The organism is Rhodococcus sp. NPDC059968 (assembly GCF_042738615.1).
Classification (GTDB): Bacteria; Actinomycetota; Actinomycetes; order Mycobacteriales; family Mycobacteriaceae; genus Rhodococcus_F.
In genome coordinates this window covers 287,985-304,338 of record NZ_JBHWUE010000002.1, presented here as the reverse complement: position 1 = coordinate 304,338, position 16,354 = coordinate 287,985, and the positions used below count along the sequence as shown (strand labels likewise).

Annotated in this window: 19 protein-coding genes; 11 read left to right on the top strand and 8 right to left on the bottom strand. The window is 68.3% G+C overall.

Annotated features, from left to right (window positions below; translation table 11 throughout):
- Positions 1 to 15: 15 nt before the first annotated feature.
- Complete coding sequence (locus ACFWAY_RS03990; RefSeq protein ID WP_378454445.1) at positions 16 to 780, bottom strand: DUF2470 domain-containing protein; 765 nt, start codon at positions 778 to 780, stop codon at positions 16 to 18.
- 116 nt (positions 781 to 896) lie between these two features.
- Here ACFWAY_RS03990 and ACFWAY_RS03985 point away from each other — a divergent pair, with 116 nt between their 5' ends.
- Genes ACFWAY_RS03985 through ACFWAY_RS03970 form a run of 4 tightly spaced genes read left to right on the top strand, consistent with a single transcriptional unit; the run spans position 897 to position 4,688 of the window.
- On the top strand, positions 897 to 1,589 hold the full coding sequence (locus tag ACFWAY_RS03985) for a hypothetical protein (RefSeq protein ID WP_378454444.1): 693 nt from the start codon (positions 897 to 899) through the stop codon (positions 1,587 to 1,589).
- A gap of 36 nt (positions 1,590 to 1,625) precedes the next feature.
- Complete coding sequence (gene pheA, locus ACFWAY_RS03980) at positions 1,626 to 2,561, top strand: prephenate dehydratase (protein ID WP_378509851.1); 936 nt, start codon at positions 1,626 to 1,628, stop codon at positions 2,559 to 2,561.
- Positions 2,558 to 3,229, top strand: coding sequence for a histidine phosphatase family protein (locus ACFWAY_RS03975; RefSeq protein ID WP_378454442.1), 672 nt, complete (start codon positions 2,558 to 2,560; stop codon positions 3,227 to 3,229). Before pheA ends, ACFWAY_RS03975 begins: the two co-directional genes overlap by 4 nt.
- A gap of 55 nt (positions 3,230 to 3,284) precedes the next feature.
- Entirely contained in the window at positions 3,285 to 4,688 is a 1,404-nt protein-coding gene (locus ACFWAY_RS03970) for a lipase maturation factor family protein (protein ID WP_378454441.1), read from the top strand.
- A 1-nt stretch (position 4,689) separates the two neighbouring features.
- Here ACFWAY_RS03970 and ACFWAY_RS03965 read toward each other — a convergent pair whose 3' ends face one another.
- The 5 genes from ACFWAY_RS03965 to ACFWAY_RS03945 form a co-directional block, all read right to left on the bottom strand.
- Complete coding sequence (locus ACFWAY_RS03965; protein ID WP_378509850.1) at positions 4,690 to 5,484, bottom strand: ESX secretion-associated protein EspG; 795 nt, start codon at positions 5,482 to 5,484, stop codon at positions 4,690 to 4,692.
- Positions 5,481 to 6,704, bottom strand: coding sequence for a PPE family protein (locus ACFWAY_RS03960; protein ID WP_378509849.1), 1,224 nt, complete (start codon positions 6,702 to 6,704; stop codon positions 5,481 to 5,483). The genes ACFWAY_RS03965 and ACFWAY_RS03960 overlap by 4 nt, the downstream gene beginning before the upstream one ends.
- Before the next feature lie 34 nt (positions 6,705 to 6,738).
- Positions 6,739 to 7,044 (bottom strand): PE family protein, encoded by a 306-nt coding sequence (locus ACFWAY_RS03955; protein ID WP_378509848.1) that lies wholly within the window; start codon positions 7,042 to 7,044, stop codon positions 6,739 to 6,741.
- Positions 7,045 to 7,193: 149 nt separating this feature from the next.
- Positions 7,194 to 7,544, bottom strand: coding sequence for a metallopeptidase family protein (locus tag ACFWAY_RS03950; RefSeq protein WP_378454437.1), 351 nt, complete (start codon positions 7,542 to 7,544; stop codon positions 7,194 to 7,196).
- Between the two features lies 1 nt (position 7,545).
- Positions 7,546 to 8,652, bottom strand: coding sequence for a septum formation family protein (locus ACFWAY_RS03945; RefSeq protein ID WP_378454436.1), 1,107 nt, complete (start codon positions 8,650 to 8,652; stop codon positions 7,546 to 7,548).
- Between the two features lie 81 nt (positions 8,653 to 8,733).
- Between ACFWAY_RS03945 and ACFWAY_RS03940 the strand changes: the two genes are divergently transcribed.
- From ACFWAY_RS03940 to bfr, 4 genes are all read left to right on the top strand, one after another.
- Positions 8,734 to 9,153, top strand: a complete 420-nt coding sequence (locus tag ACFWAY_RS03940; RefSeq protein WP_005260455.1) for an ankyrin repeat domain-containing protein — start codon at positions 8,734 to 8,736, stop codon at positions 9,151 to 9,153.
- 33 nt (positions 9,154 to 9,186) lie between these two features.
- Positions 9,187 to 10,443 (top strand): serine--tRNA ligase, encoded by a 1,257-nt coding sequence (gene serS, locus ACFWAY_RS03935; protein ID WP_378509847.1) that lies wholly within the window; start codon positions 9,187 to 9,189, stop codon positions 10,441 to 10,443.
- Between the two features lie 90 nt (positions 10,444 to 10,533).
- The gene (locus ACFWAY_RS03930) at positions 10,534 to 10,713 is read left to right on the top strand and encodes a bacterioferritin-associated ferredoxin (protein ID WP_378454434.1); all 180 of its coding nucleotides are present in this window, start codon (positions 10,534 to 10,536) and stop codon (positions 10,711 to 10,713) included.
- Positions 10,714 to 10,804: 91 nt separating this feature from the next.
- Positions 10,805 to 11,290, top strand: coding sequence for a bacterioferritin (gene bfr, locus ACFWAY_RS03925; RefSeq protein ID WP_072938629.1), 486 nt, complete (start codon positions 10,805 to 10,807; stop codon positions 11,288 to 11,290).
- Positions 11,291 to 11,369: 79 nt separating this feature from the next.
- Here the strand turns inward: bfr and ACFWAY_RS03920 are convergent, their stop codons facing one another.
- Positions 11,370 to 12,950: a Rieske 2Fe-2S domain-containing protein gene (locus tag ACFWAY_RS03920; protein WP_378509846.1), complete on the bottom strand. Its 1,581-nt coding sequence runs from the start codon at positions 12,948 to 12,950 to the stop codon at positions 11,370 to 11,372.
- 99 nt (positions 12,951 to 13,049) lie between these two features.
- Positions 13,050 to 13,877, bottom strand: a complete 828-nt coding sequence (locus tag ACFWAY_RS03915) for a hypothetical protein (RefSeq protein WP_378454432.1) — start codon at positions 13,875 to 13,877, stop codon at positions 13,050 to 13,052.
- Between the two features lie 89 nt (positions 13,878 to 13,966).
- Between ACFWAY_RS03915 and ACFWAY_RS03910 the strand changes: the two genes are divergently transcribed.
- The 3 genes from ACFWAY_RS03910 to ACFWAY_RS03900 are packed head-to-tail and all read left to right on the top strand — an operon-like array spanning position 13,967 to position 16,331.
- On the top strand, positions 13,967 to 14,722 hold the full coding sequence (locus ACFWAY_RS03910; RefSeq protein WP_378454431.1) for a lysophospholipid acyltransferase family protein: 756 nt from the start codon (positions 13,967 to 13,969) through the stop codon (positions 14,720 to 14,722).
- A gap of 11 nt (positions 14,723 to 14,733) precedes the next feature.
- Complete coding sequence (locus ACFWAY_RS03905; RefSeq protein WP_378509845.1) at positions 14,734 to 15,465, top strand: lysophospholipid acyltransferase family protein; 732 nt, start codon at positions 14,734 to 14,736, stop codon at positions 15,463 to 15,465.
- A gap of 44 nt (positions 15,466 to 15,509) precedes the next feature.
- Positions 15,510 to 16,331 (top strand): HAD family hydrolase, encoded by an 822-nt coding sequence (locus ACFWAY_RS03900; RefSeq protein ID WP_378454430.1) that lies wholly within the window; start codon positions 15,510 to 15,512, stop codon positions 16,329 to 16,331.
- Positions 16,332 to 16,354 lie beyond the last annotated feature (23 nt).

Genomic DNA, 16,354 nt, shown 5'->3' with positions numbered 1-16,354 from the left:
GAACCGGAATGCCGATCAGCCGCGCGCGCGGAGTCCGTTCACGAACGGGCATCCCACCAGCAGCCGGATCGCCCTGCTCAGTGCGACGGCGTCGTCGACCGGCGCGGAGAACGGCATCCAGATGTCGCGGTCGCCGTGGTCGTTCTCGACACGCAGTCGCAGTCCGTACCGGTCGATGCCCAGGGGGCGGACGCGTCCGCGTCGCATGTGGGGCGGCAGTTTGCGGGACAGCATGTCGATGAGGTCGCGGTGGTCCTCGTCGAGATGCTGGAGCCACGCGGTCTCCATTTCCCAGAACGGGTCGGGCCGGGCGGCGAGCAGATCGTCGAGGGCTACGGGTTCGGCGCCACTGGTATCGGCGACCACCGCCGATTCGAGGCGGAGTTGCAGCAGCGTCGCATCGTGCCCGACGTCGAGAAGTCCGGGGTGCGGGTATTCGGACGCCACCTCGTCGGCCAGTGTGCGGGTGTGTGCCTCGCACAGCGCGTGGAGGTTGCCGCGCAGCCAGACGAGCGATCGCACGGGCTCACGCAGGGCGAGCGGCGAGTTGTCGGTCAGCTCCAGCACGGCGGGGATTCCGCCGCCGCCGGCGAGCCAGGACAGCGTGGCGGCCGCCGATTCGGTGGGCACCGCGACGACGACGTCGCCGCTGGACCGCAGGTGGTGAACCGACGTGACGGTCGGTGCGCTGCCTTCGACGGCGAGTACCGCGTCCTGGGTCCGTGCGCACGAGCTACGCACACGCTCGGCGGTGGACGGACCGGTGGTCGTGACGGGCATGGAGCCTCCTTCAGGGTTCCGCGATACTGAGGTAACCCTAACCTAATGTGACCGCGTCGGCGATGGCAAGACCCCGAGACGAATCCGGTCCACGAGGTGGGCATTACGGTGGGGAGGTGGCTATACCCCTCTCCCTCGGCGTCCCGCGTTCCCGCGGACCGCAGTCGTTGCTCGCGGAACTTCTCAGCGGGAACCAGGACACGAGCCCGGCCGCAGGCGGCGCACTCGGACCGCGGGTGGTCCCGGCGTCGGCACTGCTCGACGCCGTCGGGACCGACGCCGGCCGCGTCATCGTGCATCTCGACGTCGACCCGTCCGTTCTCCGCACCACCGAGCAGGCGTCCTACGAGGCGGTCCGGTTCCACCTCGACTGCCCCGCGGACCAGCTCGGCGACGCGGTAGTGCTGCGGCTGCCCTCTCCGCTCGCGGTGTTCGTCACCGCAGACGGAAGCGACGACCCCGGTCTCGCCGAGACGGCGCAGCAACTCGCGGACGCCGGCCGCATCCCGGGCCTCGCGAGCGGACACTCGATCGGCGAGGTCGCCGACTTCCTGGCCGTCCTCGCGCACGCGGACGTCGGATACGTGGCGAGGGCCCGTGACACGGGCGAGGTGCTCGCGCTCCTGTCCGGGACCGTTGCGTCCCTTCGCGGCGACGACGTGCGGGCCGCGCTCGCGGCACCGGATCCGACGAGGCTCACCTCGCTGATCCCCGAGGCCGCGGAGGCCGTCCGCGAAGTCCTGCTGGGGGTCGAGGTGCACGACCCGGCGCTCGTCGCCCGTGAGCTGGCGGACGCGGGTCTGCGGTAAACATTCACCGTCAATGCGCCGGAGCGTCGACGCTCGGTGCGTAATCTCGTAGGCGTGCCAAAGATCGCGTATTTCGGACCCTCGGGAACCTTCACGGAGATGGCGCTCGCCCAGATCGAGGCCGCGGGTGCCTTCGACGGCCCGGTCGAGCGGGTGGCCGCGACGAGTCCGCCCGCCAGCCTGGCCAAGGTGCGCGACGGTGTCGTCGACGGTGCCGTCGTTCCCATCGAGAGCTCCGTCGAGGGGGCCGTGGTGCCCACCCTCGACTCCCTCGCCCTGGGCGACCGCCTGCAGATCGTGGCCGAGACCGAACTCGACGTGGCGTTCACGATCCTCGGCAGGGCGGGCATCGAACGGCTCGACCAGGTGCGCACCGTGCGGGCGTACCCGGTGGCGGCCGGTCAGGTGCGAATCTGGCTGGAGGAGAACTGCCCCGGCGCCGAACTCCAGACGGCGTCCTCCAACGCAGGCGCCGCCGAGGACGTGGCGAACGGCCTCGCCGACGCCGCAGTGTCCACCGCGCTCGCGGGCGAACGGCTCAGGCTGCGCAGCCTCGCCGACGGGGTCGCGGACGAGAAGAGCGCCCGCACCCGATTCGTTCTCGTCACCGCCCCGACCCGGGTGCCCGCACGCACCGGCGGCGACCGCACCTCGGCCGTCCTCGAACCCCACAACACCCCCGGCTCCCTCGTCGGTGTGCTCTCCGAATTCGCAACGCGCGGAATCGATCTCATCCGGATCGAATCGCGCCCGGTGCGCACCACCCCCGGCTTGTACCGCTTCTTCGTCGACTGCATCGGGCACATCGACGACCCCCTCGTCGCCGAGGCGTTCCGTGCCCTGCACCGCAAGTCGCACGTGCGGTTCCTCGGGTCCTGGCCCGCGGCGAACCCCAGCGGCCCGCCGCCGCCGTCCGACGAAGACGCAGCGGACTGGATCGAACGAATCCGTCAGGGAGAGAGGGAATCGTGAGCGGCAAGCTGATCCTGGTCCGGCACGGGCAGACCGAGGCCAACGTCGAGCGCAGGCTCGACACCCGGCTGCCCGGTGCCCGGCTGACACCCGAAGGGCTCTCCCAGGCCGAACGGCTGGGCACCGAACTCGCCGCCAGGGCGACGACGGCCGCCCTCGTGTCCTCGCAGGCACTGCGCGCCCGGCAGACGGCGCGCTTCGTCGAACTCGCGTCGGGCATCGCCGTCCAGGTACGGGAGGGATTGCACGAGGCCCAGGCCGGTGAACTCGAGGACCGCAGCGACGAGGAGTCGCACAAGCTGTTCATGAAGACGTTCCACCTGTGGCACACCGGCGAGCTGGACGCCCGGGTTCCCGGCGGGGAATCCGCTCAGGACATCCTCGAACGGTATGTGCCGGTCGTGGACTCCCTGCGGGAGCAATACCTCGACGACCCTGCGGAATCGGGAGACGTCGTGCTGGTCAGCCACGGCGCCGCCATCCGGCTCGTGGCGGCGCAACTCGCCGGGGTGCCCGGGCTGTTCGCCGCCAACAATCATCTGGCGAACACACAGTCGGTGGAGCTGACGCCGCTCGCGGGCGGCGGCTGGGAGTGTGTGCGCTGGGGAACCGTCGAGCCACCGTTCGAGCACCGGGTGATCCCCGGCGCCGACGACCCGATGGGGTGACGTCGTTGCGCGCACCCTGGGGTTGCGCGACGATGGAGGAAACCGTCCTCGAGGAGTGACGGCGGTGGATTGGTTCGTTGGCGATGACTACTCGCTCGGTCGGCTGCTCGTCACCGAGGGGCTCGCCGCGATCTACCTCGTCGCGTTCGTGGCCGCGAGAAACCAGTTCAGGCCGCTCGTCGGAAGCAACGGGATGCTGCCCATCCCGGTCTTTCTCCGCGCCGTCACGTTCGGACGTTCACCGAGCATCTTCCATTTCCACTACTCGGACAGATTCTTCGAGGCGATCTGCTGGACCGGTGCCGGACTGTCCCTCACCGCGCTGCTCGGTCTGACGCAGGTCATCCCGCTCGCGGCGTGCATGCTCGTGTGGTTCGCCCTGTGGGTGCTCTACCTCTCAATCGTCAACGTCTCCCAGATCTGGTACAGCTTCGGCTGGGAGTCGTTGCTGCTCGAAGCGGGTTTTCTCGCGATCTTCCTGGGCAATGCCTCGGTCGGTCCGCCGATACTCGTGCTGCTCGTGCTGAGGTGGTTGCTGTTCCGCCTCGAATTCGGGGCCGGGCTGATCAAGATGCGCGGCGACCGATGCTGGAAAGACCTCACCTGCCTGTACTACCACCACGAAACCCAGCCCATGCCCGGACCGTTCAGCTGGTACTTCCACCGGCTGCCGAAGCCGCTGCACAAGGTGGAGGTGCTCGGCAACCACGTCGCTCAGCTGGTGGTGCCGTTCGGGCTGTTCGCGCCGCAACCGGTCGCGGCCGTCGCCGCGACGGTCATGATCGTCACCCAGCTGTGGCTGGTGGCGAGCGGTAACTTCTCGTGGCTGAACTGGACGACCATCGTGCTGGGACTGTCCGTCATCCCGGACAGCGTGTACGCGAAGGTGCTGCCCTTCGACGTCCCGGCCGCCGGCGACTCGGCGCCGATGCCCTTCGTCGTGCTGGTGATCGCGGTGACCGCGCTCGTCGTCGTGTTGAGCTACTGGCCGATTCGCAACATGATCTCCCATGGACAGCGCATGAATGCGTCGTTCAACAAGTGGCACTTCGTCAACACGTACGGCGCGTTCGGCAGCATCACCCGGGTGCGTTACGAGGTGATCGTGGAGGGCACGTCGGACGCACACGCCAGTGTGCGTTCCGAGTGGAAGGAGTACGGCTTCAAGGGGAAACCGGGAGACGTTCGCCGGCGGCCGCGCCAGTTCGCGCCGTATCACCTGCGGCTCGACTGGTTGTTCTGGTTCACGGCGATCTCGCCCGGCTACGCCGAACCGTGGTTCCGGGGTTTCGTCGAGAGGCTGCTGCGGAACGATCGCGACACGCTGAAGCTGTTGCAGTACAACCCGTTCCCCGAGGAGCCGCCGAAACACGTGCGTGCGCGCATGTACCGGTACGAATTCACCACCTGGAAGGAGCGCCGCGAGACCGGCGCATGGTGGAAGCGGCAACCGGTGTAGGTCAGTGGAGCCGGTCGGCCAGCGACTCCAGCGCCTGCCGCAGGCGCTGCGGGGTGCCGGGGCTGAGCGACGACCACGCCACCCCGTGCGCGGAGACACTGGACGTGCCGACGATACGCCCGGCGCGGGTGTCGAAGACCGTGACGGGTCCGCCCACGGGATCGTATCGTCCGTCGCCGTAGACGATTCCGACGATCTCGGCGTAGGTGGTGCAGCCGGCCATCGCGTTGCCGAGGACGATCGCGTCGCTCGCGGTCACCCCGAGTGCGGTGAGGGCGGCCGCGAGCGACTTGCCGTCCCCGCCTTGATCGAAGGCTTCGCCGAGCTGGACCGTGGGTGCGTTGACGACGCCGACGTTCATCGGGTCCGCGACCCCCAGCGCTCCGATCACAGAGGCGAAGATGTCGGCGCCCGCATCCTGGACGACGTACGTGTCGCCGGCGCGCAGGGTCAGCACCGCGAGGGCATCGCCCTGGGAGATGCACAGTCTCGAGATGCTGCCGTCGACGTACCAGCGCAGGGCGATCTCCCACAGCGGTCGGGCGAGAACCCGCAGGCGGTCGGCGAGTTCGGGGTGAACCCCGCCGCCCGAGAGCAGATCCCGGGCGGCGAGGGTGTCGACGGCGCCGCGGAACGCTGCGTCCCTGGCGTTGTACGTGTCGTACCGCGGGGTGGCGTCGACCACCACCGGCAGCACGTCGAGTGCGAGCGTGTCGACGAGATAATCCATTTCGTCGAGGCTCAGGGTCACCGCCGGGAGGGTCGGTACGCCCGGCTGGGTGCCCAGATCGATCACCGTCCGGACTCCCGGTGGTCGGGGTTCGCGCCGATGACCGAGGGAATGACGGTGCGTCCGTCGGAGAAGTGTTCGAAGTTCTTCAGGTAGTCGGGGGTCTCCCGCTCGTCCTCGTCCTGCGAACCCGCCCCGGCCGCGCCCGCTCCGCGCCCGACCGTCATCGGTCCGCTACCGGTGGCGCCGCGCGCCGCCGCAGCCGGGTTCACGTCGGCGCGAACGTCTCCGATCACCCCGCCGGGTGCGGTTGCCGGTGCGCCGGGTGCGGTTGCCGGTGCGCCGGGCCGTGCGCCCTGGCTGCCGTCCGTCTTGCCCCAGCCCTCGGGCAGTGTCGCCCCGCCCGCGGCGCCCGCACCGATCGCACCGACCGAGGTGCGGGCTGCCGCAGCGCTGGTCGAGGCAGAGCCGCCGCCGTACGCGCCTCCCGACATCATCGGCGCACCGCCCACCATCGGGGTGACGCCGCCACCGGTGACCGCGGACAACGCCGCGCCGCCGATGTTGCTCGCCGCCGACGTGGCGGTGGAGACGGTGGTGCCCGCGATGCTGCCGACCTGGGACGCGGCCGTGGTGACGGCCGGGTTCTGGCCGGCGGCCATCAGTGCGGCAGCGGCGGCACGCGTCGGATCGAACTCTCCGTCGGACGGGATTTCGTCGAAACTCCCGACCTCCTTCGAATCGGCCTTGGTGACGATACGAGGGGGCTGCCTGTACGCGCGTGTGAGCGCCAGGATGTTCGACGCGGCCTCGTAACCCTCCATCACGAGCCCGGCGCGAATATCCATCGCGCGGTCCGCGGCTTCGGCGGCCGCGGCGGTGCCGTTGAGCGCACCGCCTGTCGAATACGCCGTGGCCTTCGCGGTCTTCACGGCGACGATCTCGGGGATGCTGGGCATGATGAGCGCGGCCGTGGTGTAGGCGCCCGCTTCGAGCCCCGCCTTCACGGCGGTGTCCGCGGCGAGTTCGGCACATTCGGCCGTCCACACCGTGAACGGCGTGATCTTCGCGAGCGCCGCGACCGCGGACACACCCTGCCAGCCGGCCGCGAGTTCGGCCATCACGCGGACCAGCGTGAGGTTGGCGTCGACGAAGCTCGTGGACAGTGCCGCCCACGCCGCGCTCGCCACGCTGAGCGGCACCGGGCCCGCGCCCGCGGCGAGGGTGGTCGAGTTGACGGTTGCCCCTCGGGGCAACCAGATGACACCTGTCAGTCCCATGGTCATGTCTGGTCTCCTAGTGGTCTCGAGGCGCCGGCCATCACATGCCCGCAGCGAGGGACGCGCCGAGCGCAAGGTCCTCGGCGGCATACAGCGCAGCCTGGGTGCGGAGCGTGTTCGCGGTCTCGCGCATCTCGAGAATGCCCTGGGCGACAGCAGGAGTGAACGTGTTGGCAACGGTGCCGAAGTAACCGGCCGCGTGCAGCGAGACCTCTTCGCTCCCGGACGGGAGCACGCGGATGGCCGCGGAGTTGAGAGCGACCGCTGCCTCGAGACGCGCGGCGAGCGCGTCGAGTTCCACGGCTGCGGCGACAAGAGCTTCAGGTGCGACGTGCAGAGCTGGCATAGCGTCGAACTCCTTCTTGACCTAGGCAGGCGGAAGGCAGTTGCCCCCCGGCAAACGAACTGCATGTGCAGCTGTCCCTACACACTTGGACGCTGCACCGCGCTCTTCGGTTCCCCCCGATCCCGAGAAATTCTTCTCGGGAAAACCGTTCATCCCCAGCCGAGCTCGTGCAAGCGATCTTCTTCTATCCCGAAGTAGTGCGCAACCTCGTGTATCACGGTGACGGCCACCTCGTGGACGACTTCCTCCTCCGAACTGCAGATTTCGAGGAGGGCGTCGCGATAGACGGTAATCGTATCGGGCAGCGATCCGCCGTAATGGCTGTCCCGTTCCGTCAGCGCGATGCCGTGGTAGAGGCCCAGAAGAAACGGGTCCTCGTCGTTGCGGTCGTCGACGAGGACGACGACGTTGTCGATCGCGGCCGCGAGCTGGGGTGGGATCAGATCGAGTGCGTCGCCCACCAATTCCTCGAATCGGTCGGGCGTCATGCTCACCGCCACATCAGTTCCCGGGGACCGGAGCTGCGCCGGGAAGCGGCGTCGGCATCGACCTGCCATCCGGGACCGGCGGCGGCGGCACGGGTGCCGCGCCGTTGATGAGGATCTCGCCCTTCGCCGAACCGGTGATGGTCGAGAAGCCGCCGGCGTCGGTCTCCTTGCCCACCGAGCAGTTCACCCGCCTGCTGCCCGCGAGCCAGCTGTCGAGTTCCAGGTTGTCCCAGAACAGCGTGAGCGTCTTGTTCCGCAGCGCGTCGGCGGAACCGAGGTACTCGTTGGCGGCCTGCGTGCACACGCCTTCGAGATACTTGTCCTGGTCTTCGACGGACGGCATCGAGGCGGGGAACTGGGTGGCCAGATCGACGACGGAGATCACTTCGAAGGCGTGGGGTTGCGCGCAGTCGACGGGATCGGTGGGCACGTTCTGGTTGATTCCGATGCAGGTGCCCGGATCCCAGATGTTGGATTGGTCCTGCTCGGCCACCCTGCCGGTGAACGGCAGCAACGTCCCTGCGGTGCTGGAGAATTGGAGGCCGCACCGCAGTGTGCGCTCGCCCGCCGCCCAGCCGGACTCGCTGGGGAACATGAGACCGACGCTGAACTTGCCGTACGGATCGAACTTCGCGCCGAGGTAGGTGTCGACGGCGGGCACGCAGTGTTCGTCGCGCAGCGCGGCGAACCGCAGCGCACCCGGGTAACGCGAACCCGGACCGAACTCGGCGCCCGGATACACGCTGAGATCCAGCGGCGCCGCCACCTCGAACCGGTGCTCCTCCGAGCAGTCGACCTTCGCGACGTCCTTCCGGTCTTCCTGCGGATCGTTCGACGGAGTCCAGTCGAGGCAGTCGCCTGCCGCCGCCGACGCGAACGCGTCGCCCTCCACCGAACCCGTCGCCTGCGGTCCGGAACCGGGCGAGTGCGTGGGGAGGTTCTCGCTGCGGTTGAAACCGCCGGCGATCGCGAACGTGGCGATCGCCGCCACCACGGCACCTGCCGCGACGGCCGCGAGCGCGCGACGCGTCGTGGTCGCGGACATGCTGCGGGGCGCCTTCTCCGGTTGCCCGGCGTTCTTCGGCTGGGGGTCGGCGCCGTTCGACTGATCTGAGGACATCGATTTCCATAATGCCTGTTCCGATCGTGGAAGCAGAACAACTCCCGCAATCGGCTCGAACCTGGCGTAACTTCGACGACCATGAGTGACGATCCTCAGCACTCCGCCGAGCCGGTGGATCCTGAACTGCAAGAGCTCGCCGGGCGTGTGTTCGACACGGCACGATCCGGCGACGCCGTGTCCTTGGCCACGTACCTCGACGCGGGTGTCCCGGTGAACCTGGCCAATCAGAACGGCGACACTCTGGTGATGCTGGCCGCCTACCACGGTCACGCCGTGGCCGTTCAGGTTCTGATCGACCGCGGCGCCGACGTCGACCGGCTCAACGACAAGGGACAGTCTCCGCTGGCAGGGGCGCTGTTCAAGGGTGAGGACGCCGTTGTGCGGACCCTCGTCGCCGGTGGTGCCGACGCCACGACCGGCCACCCGACCGCCGTCGACGCCGCCCGCATGTTCGGCCGCGAGGACCTTCTGAGCCTGCTGGAACCGAAACCGGAGTGAGCCGCTCCGCGGCGCCCGGTAGGGTTTGAAGCCGTGATTGACCTGAAGTTCCTCCGCGAGAACCCCGACGCCGTCCGCGAGTCGCAGCGCACCCGTGGCGAAGATCCCGCCCTGGTCGACGCATTGCTCGAGGCCGACGCCTCCCGTCGCGCCGCCGTTCTCGCCGGCGACAATCTGCGTGCCGAGCAGAAGGCGTTCGGCAAGAAGGTCGGGCAGGCGTCCCCGGAGGAGCGTCCGGCGCTGCTCGAGGGGTCCAAGGAACTCGCGGCCAAGGTCAAGCAGGCCGAGGCCGAGCAGCACGAGGCGCAGGCCGCGCTCGACGCCGCGCACCGGGCGATCTCCAACGTCGTCCAGGAGGGCGCCCCCGCGGGCGGCGAGGACGACTTCGTCACCCTCGAGACGGTCGGCGACATTCCCACGTTCGACTTCGAACCCAAGGACCACCTCGAGCTGGGTGAGTCGCTGGGGCTGATCGACATGGAGCGTGGCGCGAAGGTCTCCGGCGCCCGCTTCTACTTCCTCACCGGCTTCGGCGCGATGCTGCAGTTGGGAATGCTGCAGCTGGCCGCGCAGAAAGCGATGGCCAACGGCTTCCAGATGATGATCCCGCCGGTGCTGGTGCGACCGGAGATCATGGCGGGAACCGGGTTCCTCGGCGCCCACGCGGACGAGATCTACCACCTCGCCGACGACGATCTATACCTCGTCGGCACGTCCGAGGTCCCGCTGGCCGGGTACCACTCGGGAGAGATCCTCGACCTCGCCGACGGCGCCAAGCGGTACGCAGGCTGGTCGACGTGCTTCCGCCGCGAGGCCGGCAGCTACGGCAAGGACACCCGCGGCATCATCCGGGTCCACCAGTTCGACAAGGTGGAGATGTTCACCTACTGCAAGCCCGAGGACGCCGACGCCGAGCACCAGCGCCTGCTCGCCTGGGAGCGCGACATGCTCGCCGCCATCGACGTGCCCTACCGCGTGATCGACGTGGCCGGCGGCGACCTGGGGTCGTCGGCGGCCCGCAAGTTCGACTGTGAGGCCTGGGTGCCCACGCAGCAGGCGTACCGCGAGCTCACCTCGACGTCCAACTGCACGACGTTCCAGGCGCGTCGTCTCGGTGTCCGCTACCGCGACGAGAACGGGAAGCCGCAGACGGCCGCGACCCTCAACGGCACCCTCGCCACCACCCGGTGGATCGTCGCCATCCTGGAGAACCATCAGCAGTCCGACGGCACCGTGCGGGTGCCCGAGGCGCTCGTGCCGTTCGTAGGTACGGATGTTCTGAAACCGTAATGCGCTGCACCGAGATTTTGGGAAGGCTACCCTTGCGCGAACGCTGGAATGATGTAACCCTTACCTAATCGAGTTGGTAAGGAGCTCCACATGTTCGTGTGCATCTGCAAGGCAGTGACGGAAGATGAAGTGCATGAGCACTGCGCCGCCGGAGCTGACAGTGCGGATGCGATCGGTGAGCGTTGCGGCGCCGGGTGGGGATGTGGAACCTGCGTCGATCGGTTGAAGGAGATTCTGGAGCGATCAGCCGTCAGCAGCGCGGCCGCGTGACGAAACTGCAGCACAACTGAATCCCGCGATCCACTACATCGCAGATACTGCCAGTGGTACGTTCGCCTCAACCGGGGCGAACGGAGAAGTCATGCGTGGCGACGACGAGATCATTGCTCTTCTCAACGAACAGCTGACCAGTGAGCTGACCGCGATCAATCAGTACTTCCTGCACTCCAAGATGCAGGCGAATTGGGGATTCACCAAACTGGCGGACAAGACGCGGGCGGAATCCATCGAAGAGATGACGCACGCCGAGATCCTGACCGACCGGATCCTGTTCCTCGAGGCGCTGCCGAACTATCAGAAGCTGCTGCCGCTGCGTATCGGTCAGGACCTGCGTGAGCAGTTCCATTCCGACCTCTCCATCGAGGTCGAGGTGGTCGAGCGCCTGCGTCCGGGAATCCAGATGTGCCGGGAAAAGGGCGATGCCACGTCGGCGAAGCTCCTCGAGGGGATCCTCAAGGAAGAAGAGGATCACATCGACTACCTGGAGACGCAGATCGAACTGATGGACAAGATGGGCGACCAGCTCTACATGGCCCAGCTCGTCGATCAGCCGCCGACCGTCGGCTAGGCCGAAAACCGGATCACTGCCGGGTGAACGTATCCTTCGACGCCGCAGATGCGCCGACGGGTACATTCGCCCGCCGCGGTCAGAGCTTCGTGGACCGCAGCTCGTGTCCCTTGGACGTCTTGCAGCGCCCCGATTCGAGGTCCCACTGCCAGCCGTGCAGGTTGCAGGTGAGGTTGGTGCCGTCGACGACGCCGAACTTCGACAGGTCGGCCTTCAGGTGCGGGCAGCGTCGCTGGATCTCGTACCCGCCGAGTTCGATCGACGCGGAGTCGTCGTGGGCCTCGGCGAACCAGCCGTCGGCGTACGCGATCCGCTCGTCGGTCAGGCACTTGAAGAACGTGTAGAGGAATTCGTTGTACCCGCCGACGCGCCACGCCTCGAAGCGGGTGGACAGGAAGATGGTGTTCACCCAGTCGGGCTCGTCGTCGCGCAGCACCGTGCGCACCAGCTCGGGGGCGATGCGGAAGCCGTAGCGGTACTTGCCGTCCTTCTCGCCGCGCGGACGAACGGTGCGCTGCGGGAAGTCGAGGACGACGGTCTCGTCGCCCATCACCAGCCCGACCGGGTAGCCGATACCGTCGCAGATCAGGTCGGACTGCTTCATGATCGGCTCGAACTTCGCCTTCAGCGCCTCCAGCAGCGGCTCACCCTCGGCGGGGGCCCACGTCGCCTTCTCGGCAGCGAGGACCGGCGCCATGCGCTTCGCCATGTCCTCGATGTACGCGGCCTTGCCGGAGAAGATCTTGTCGACCTCGGCGTCCGGGATCGGGTGCGTCAGCGTCAGCTCGCCACCCTTCAGGTCAGCGGTCGACCCCGGGATCATCAGGATGCCGCCGTCGTTGCCGTGGATCCGCATCTGCTCGAGGAACGTGATCTGGTCGGGGAAGATGTTGCCCTCGTCACCCCGATCGTCGTTCAGGTAGCGCAGCGCGTCGTCGAGGAACACCGGCGGTCCGGCGGACGGCACCACCCAGGTGGCCGCGACCTGCTCGATGTAGCTGCGGCAGCGGTCCATGCCGCGCTGACGCTTCTGCTTGCCGAAGTTGGCCTTCGTCTTGGTGGGGATGTCGTAGACCATCGGGTACCAGATGGCGCCCGAGTACTGCAGCAGGTGGATGTCGATCTTGCCGAACTCGTCGTGCAGGACGTCCATGTCGACGGGGCGTGCGTCGTTCATGTTGAAACACGTGGTCTCACCGTCGGACACCACGAGACCCGAGTCGCCGATCGGACCGTCGGCGGGGGCGCGCAGGGCGATGATCATGATGTCCAGGTCACCCGGCGCGAGCGGAGCCTGCGGAGCGACCTCGATTCCAGCGCCGTTGATCCTGTGCTTGACGGAATCCTCGGTCTCGAAGAACTTGTGGAAGCCCAGCGCCTCGAGCTCCCGCTTGAGGTCCGGCACCGGGTAGTCGGGGAGCAGCACCGTCGCGTCCTTGTTGACGTGCTTGCTCAGGTTCTCCGGGTCGAAGTGGTCCTTGTGCAGGTGCGACACGTACAGGTAGTCGCAGTTGCCCAGGGCGTCCCAGTCGAGCTGGGTGTTGTCCGGGAACGGGAACCAGGACCCGAAGTACGCGGGGTTCACCCAGGGGTCGCACAGGATCGAGCCTGCCTCGGTCTGGATGTGGAATCCGGCGTGTCCGACGCTGGTGACCTGCACTGGTATGCCTCCTGGGAGCTGAGCGACTGTTCCAGAGTAGGCGTTCCCCCCAGGTGAGTGACAATGCGCGCTCCAGCACACATCGCCACTCACGTGCTGTCAGGTCACTTCGCCCAGGCAGTAGCCGTCGGGGCCGATGGACAGCGTGACCTGCCTGGTGCTCGTCGCACCGGACACGTCGGTGACGGGAACGGCCACTTCCAGGTAGTCGCCGCGGACCGGTGTGGCGGTCATCGCGTCGGCGGCGAACGCCGTGGTCCCGGCCAGGACGTCGGGGTCGAGCTGGAGCGGCGGCCGGCCGCCGTTGCCGGTGCCGGACGGGTCCCACGGGCTGAAGCCGGGGCAGATCAGCGGGTAGGCGGTCTCGGTGTCCGCCCTGTTCACCGGCGCGCCCGATTCCCGCGACAGGAATCGGGTGACGGCGTACTCGGCGTCGGTGGGCGTGTAGAAGTCGACGGTCCCGGCGGGGTGGACGTGCGGGCAGGCGTAGCCGGACGCGATCTCGCTGCGTTTGGCGGACACCGTGGTGCCGCCGCCGGTCCACGACACGGCGAACTGTCCGTCGACGCCGGGTTGCGCGAGCGCCTCGAGGATCGCGGACGTGTCGGCGTACTGGTCGGCGGCCTGGGCGGGCGGCAGCGTCCAGCATTTCGCGGGGACGGTGTCGGGCCGGGTGACCAGGTCGGCGGCCCAGGCACGGACGGCGTCGACCGCTGCGGGGTTGCCGGGCACCTCACCGACGATCACCTGCGGCACCGGGGCAGGCGGTGCGGTGGTCGTGGGCTCTGCCGCGGTCGTGGGCGCGGAAACGGTGTCGGCCGGGGGCTCCTCCGTCGGGATGCCGGACTGCGAATCGCACGCCACCCCCGCGCCGAGGATCACCGCGACGACCGGCGCGATGAGCGCCCTCCTGCCCCTGCCACCCATCTCCAGCGCGCCCTTTCTCTCGACTCCCCACCGAATGTCCGTCCCCGACGGCGGGCCAGATCGCGGATACCCGGCTACGCTAGCCGATTGTGGAACCCGTCTACCGAACCGTCATCGGCATTGCCCGCACCGTATTCGCCCTCGAGGGGCTGAAGTTCACGGTCAAGGGCGATCAGCACATTCCGTCGACGGGTGGGGCGGTGATCGCGATCAATCACACCGGCTACATGGACTTCACCTACGCCGGACTTCCGGCCCGCAGGGTGAAGCGGTACGTCCGCTTCATGGCGAAGAAGGAAGTGTTCGACAACAAGATCTCAGGCCCGATCATGCGCGCGCTCAAGCACATTCCGGTCGACCGGGCCGCCGGTTCGGATTCGTACAAGGCGGCCGTCGACTTCCTGCGCCGCGGCGAACTGGTGGGCGTCTACCCGGAGGCCACCATCAGCCGGAGCTTCGAGATCAAGGAATTCAAGTCGGGTGCCGCGCGCATGGCGATCGAGGCGAATGTGCCGATCGTCCCGGTGGTCATCTGGGGTGCGCAGCGGGTGTGGACCAAGGGGTTCCCGAAGCGGCTGGGCCGCACGAACACTCCCATCTCGATCGCCGTCGGCGAGCCGATCCAGCCGTTCGAACCCGCATCCGAGCTGACCGAGAAGCTGCACGCCACGATGACGACGATGCTCGCCGACCTCCAGCAGGGCTACGACCACCCGGCCGGCGAGTACTGGGTGCCCGCGCGCCTCGGTGGCAGTGCGCCGACGCTCGACGAAGCGAACAAAATGGACGCTGCCGACGCCGAGGCGAAGGCGCAGTCCCGTCGGGCCCGGGAGACCGGTAGCTAGAGAAGGTGGCGGTGGAGCCTGTCTACACGGCTGTCGAGTCGACGGCCAAGGCGTTGTCCCTGTTCCAGGGGTTGAGGGTGACGCGAGTAGGCCTCGACAACATCCCCACCGAGGGTGGTGCGGTGCTCGCGGTCAATCACACCGGATACCTGGACTTCGTGCAGTTGGCACTGGCGGTCGGTGCGGTGGACCGCAAACTGCGGCTCATGGCCAAGGCTGAACTCGCGAACAACAGGGTGATGGCGTTCCTGATGCGCGGGTGCGGGGTCATCCCGGTCGACCGGACCGCCGGCGCCGGTGCCTACCTCGCCGCGGTGGAGCGGCTGCGCGAGGGCGAACTGGTGGGCGTCTACCCGGAGGCGACCATCAGCCGGAGCTTCGAGATCAAGGAACTGAAGTCGGGTGCGGCGCGCATGGCGATCGACGCCCGGGTGCCGATCGTGCCCGTCATCGTGTGGGGCGCTCAGCGAATCGCCACCAAGGGGCAGCCGAGACAACCTGGGCGGCATCGTTTCCCGGTGACCGTCGAGGTCGGCAGGCCGATCGAGCCGCGGGAACCGGCGGAGGCCCTCACCGACACCCTGCACACGGAGATGGACGCGATCCTGCGCCGGGTGCAGGACGGATTCGACCATCCGGCGGGCGCCTACTGGGTGCCCCGGCGACTCGGCGGCAGTGCGCCGACGATCGAGGAGGCCACCGAGATGGACCGCCGCGAAGCCGAGGAACGCCGGGCCCGGTAACGGCCGCCGGTCGGCGTCGCGGACCCGGCAGGCAGAATGGCTGGGTGAGCCCAGACCGACCGAGCCTTGTAGCGTCCGATGTCGACGGCACCCTGATCGGGGAGGACGAGCGCATCAGCGCCCGCACCCGCGACGCCGTCGCGTCGGTGGTCGCGTCGGGAACTCCCTTCGTGCTGGCCACCGGCCGGCCCCCGCGCTGGATCCATCCCGTGGTCGAGGGCCTCGGTTACGCGCCGCTCGCCGTCTGCGCGAACGGCGCCGTCATCTACGACAGCGACAGCGACCGCGTGCTCAGCGCCGCGACCCTCGACGTGGAGACTCTCACCTGGCTGTCGGAGATCGCGCTCCGCGTGCTGCCCGGCGCCGGGCTCGCGGCGGAGCGCGTCGGGGTCAGCGCGCACGACGCCGCGACACCGCAGTTCGTGAGCTCGCCCGGGTACCAGCACGCCTGGCTCAACCCCGACAACACCGAGATGTCCGAGAACGAGGTCGTCGCGGCCCCCGCGGTGAAGCTGCTGATCCGGGTGCCGGAAATGTCCAGTCAGGCGATGGTCGACGCGCTGGCGCCGCACATCGGTCGCCGGGCCGACGTCACGTTCTCCACCGACAACGGGCTGATCGAGCTGTCGGCGTCGGGAATCACGAAGGCGTCGGGTCTCGCGCTGGTAGCGGAACGACTCGGCGTGACGGCGTCGCGGATCGTGGCCTTCGGTGACATGCCCAACGACATTCCGATGCTGAACCTCGCGGGCCGGGGTGTCGCCGTCGAGAACGCGCACCCCGACGCCAAGGCCGCCGCCGACGAGGTAACGGCCACCAACTGGGACGACGGGGTCGCGAAAGTACTCGAACGCTGGTGGTCCTGAGACCACCAGCGCCCGAGAGGGTG

What these genes read in the sequence shown, in the direction of transcription:
- bfr (WP_072938629.1), top strand. Translation starts at nt 10,805, where the DNA reads ATGCGTGGCGACGACGAGATCATTGCTCTTCTCAACGAACAGCTGACC.
- ACFWAY_RS03990 (WP_378454445.1), bottom strand. Translation starts at nt 780, where the DNA reads ATGCCCGTCACGACCACCGGTCCGTCCACCGCCGAGCGTGTGCGTAGC.
- ACFWAY_RS03940 (WP_005260455.1), top strand. Translation starts at nt 8,734, where the DNA reads ATGAGTGACGATCCTCAGCACTCCGCCGAGCCGGTGGATCCTGAACTG.
- ACFWAY_RS03945 (WP_378454436.1), bottom strand. Translation starts at nt 8,652, where the DNA reads ATGTCCTCAGATCAGTCGAACGGCGCCGACCCCCAGCCGAAGAACGCC.
- ACFWAY_RS03915 (WP_378454432.1), bottom strand. Translation starts at nt 13,877, where the DNA reads ATGGGTGGCAGGGGCAGGAGGGCGCTCATCGCGCCGGTCGTCGCGGTG.
- ACFWAY_RS03960 (WP_378509849.1), bottom strand. Translation starts at nt 6,704, where the DNA reads ATGACCATGGGACTGACAGGTGTCATCTGGTTGCCCCGAGGGGCAACC.
- ACFWAY_RS03955 (WP_378509848.1), bottom strand. Translation starts at nt 7,044, where the DNA reads ATGCCAGCTCTGCACGTCGCACCTGAAGCTCTTGTCGCCGCAGCCGTG.
- ACFWAY_RS03930 (WP_378454434.1), top strand. Translation starts at nt 10,534, where the DNA reads ATGTTCGTGTGCATCTGCAAGGCAGTGACGGAAGATGAAGTGCATGAG.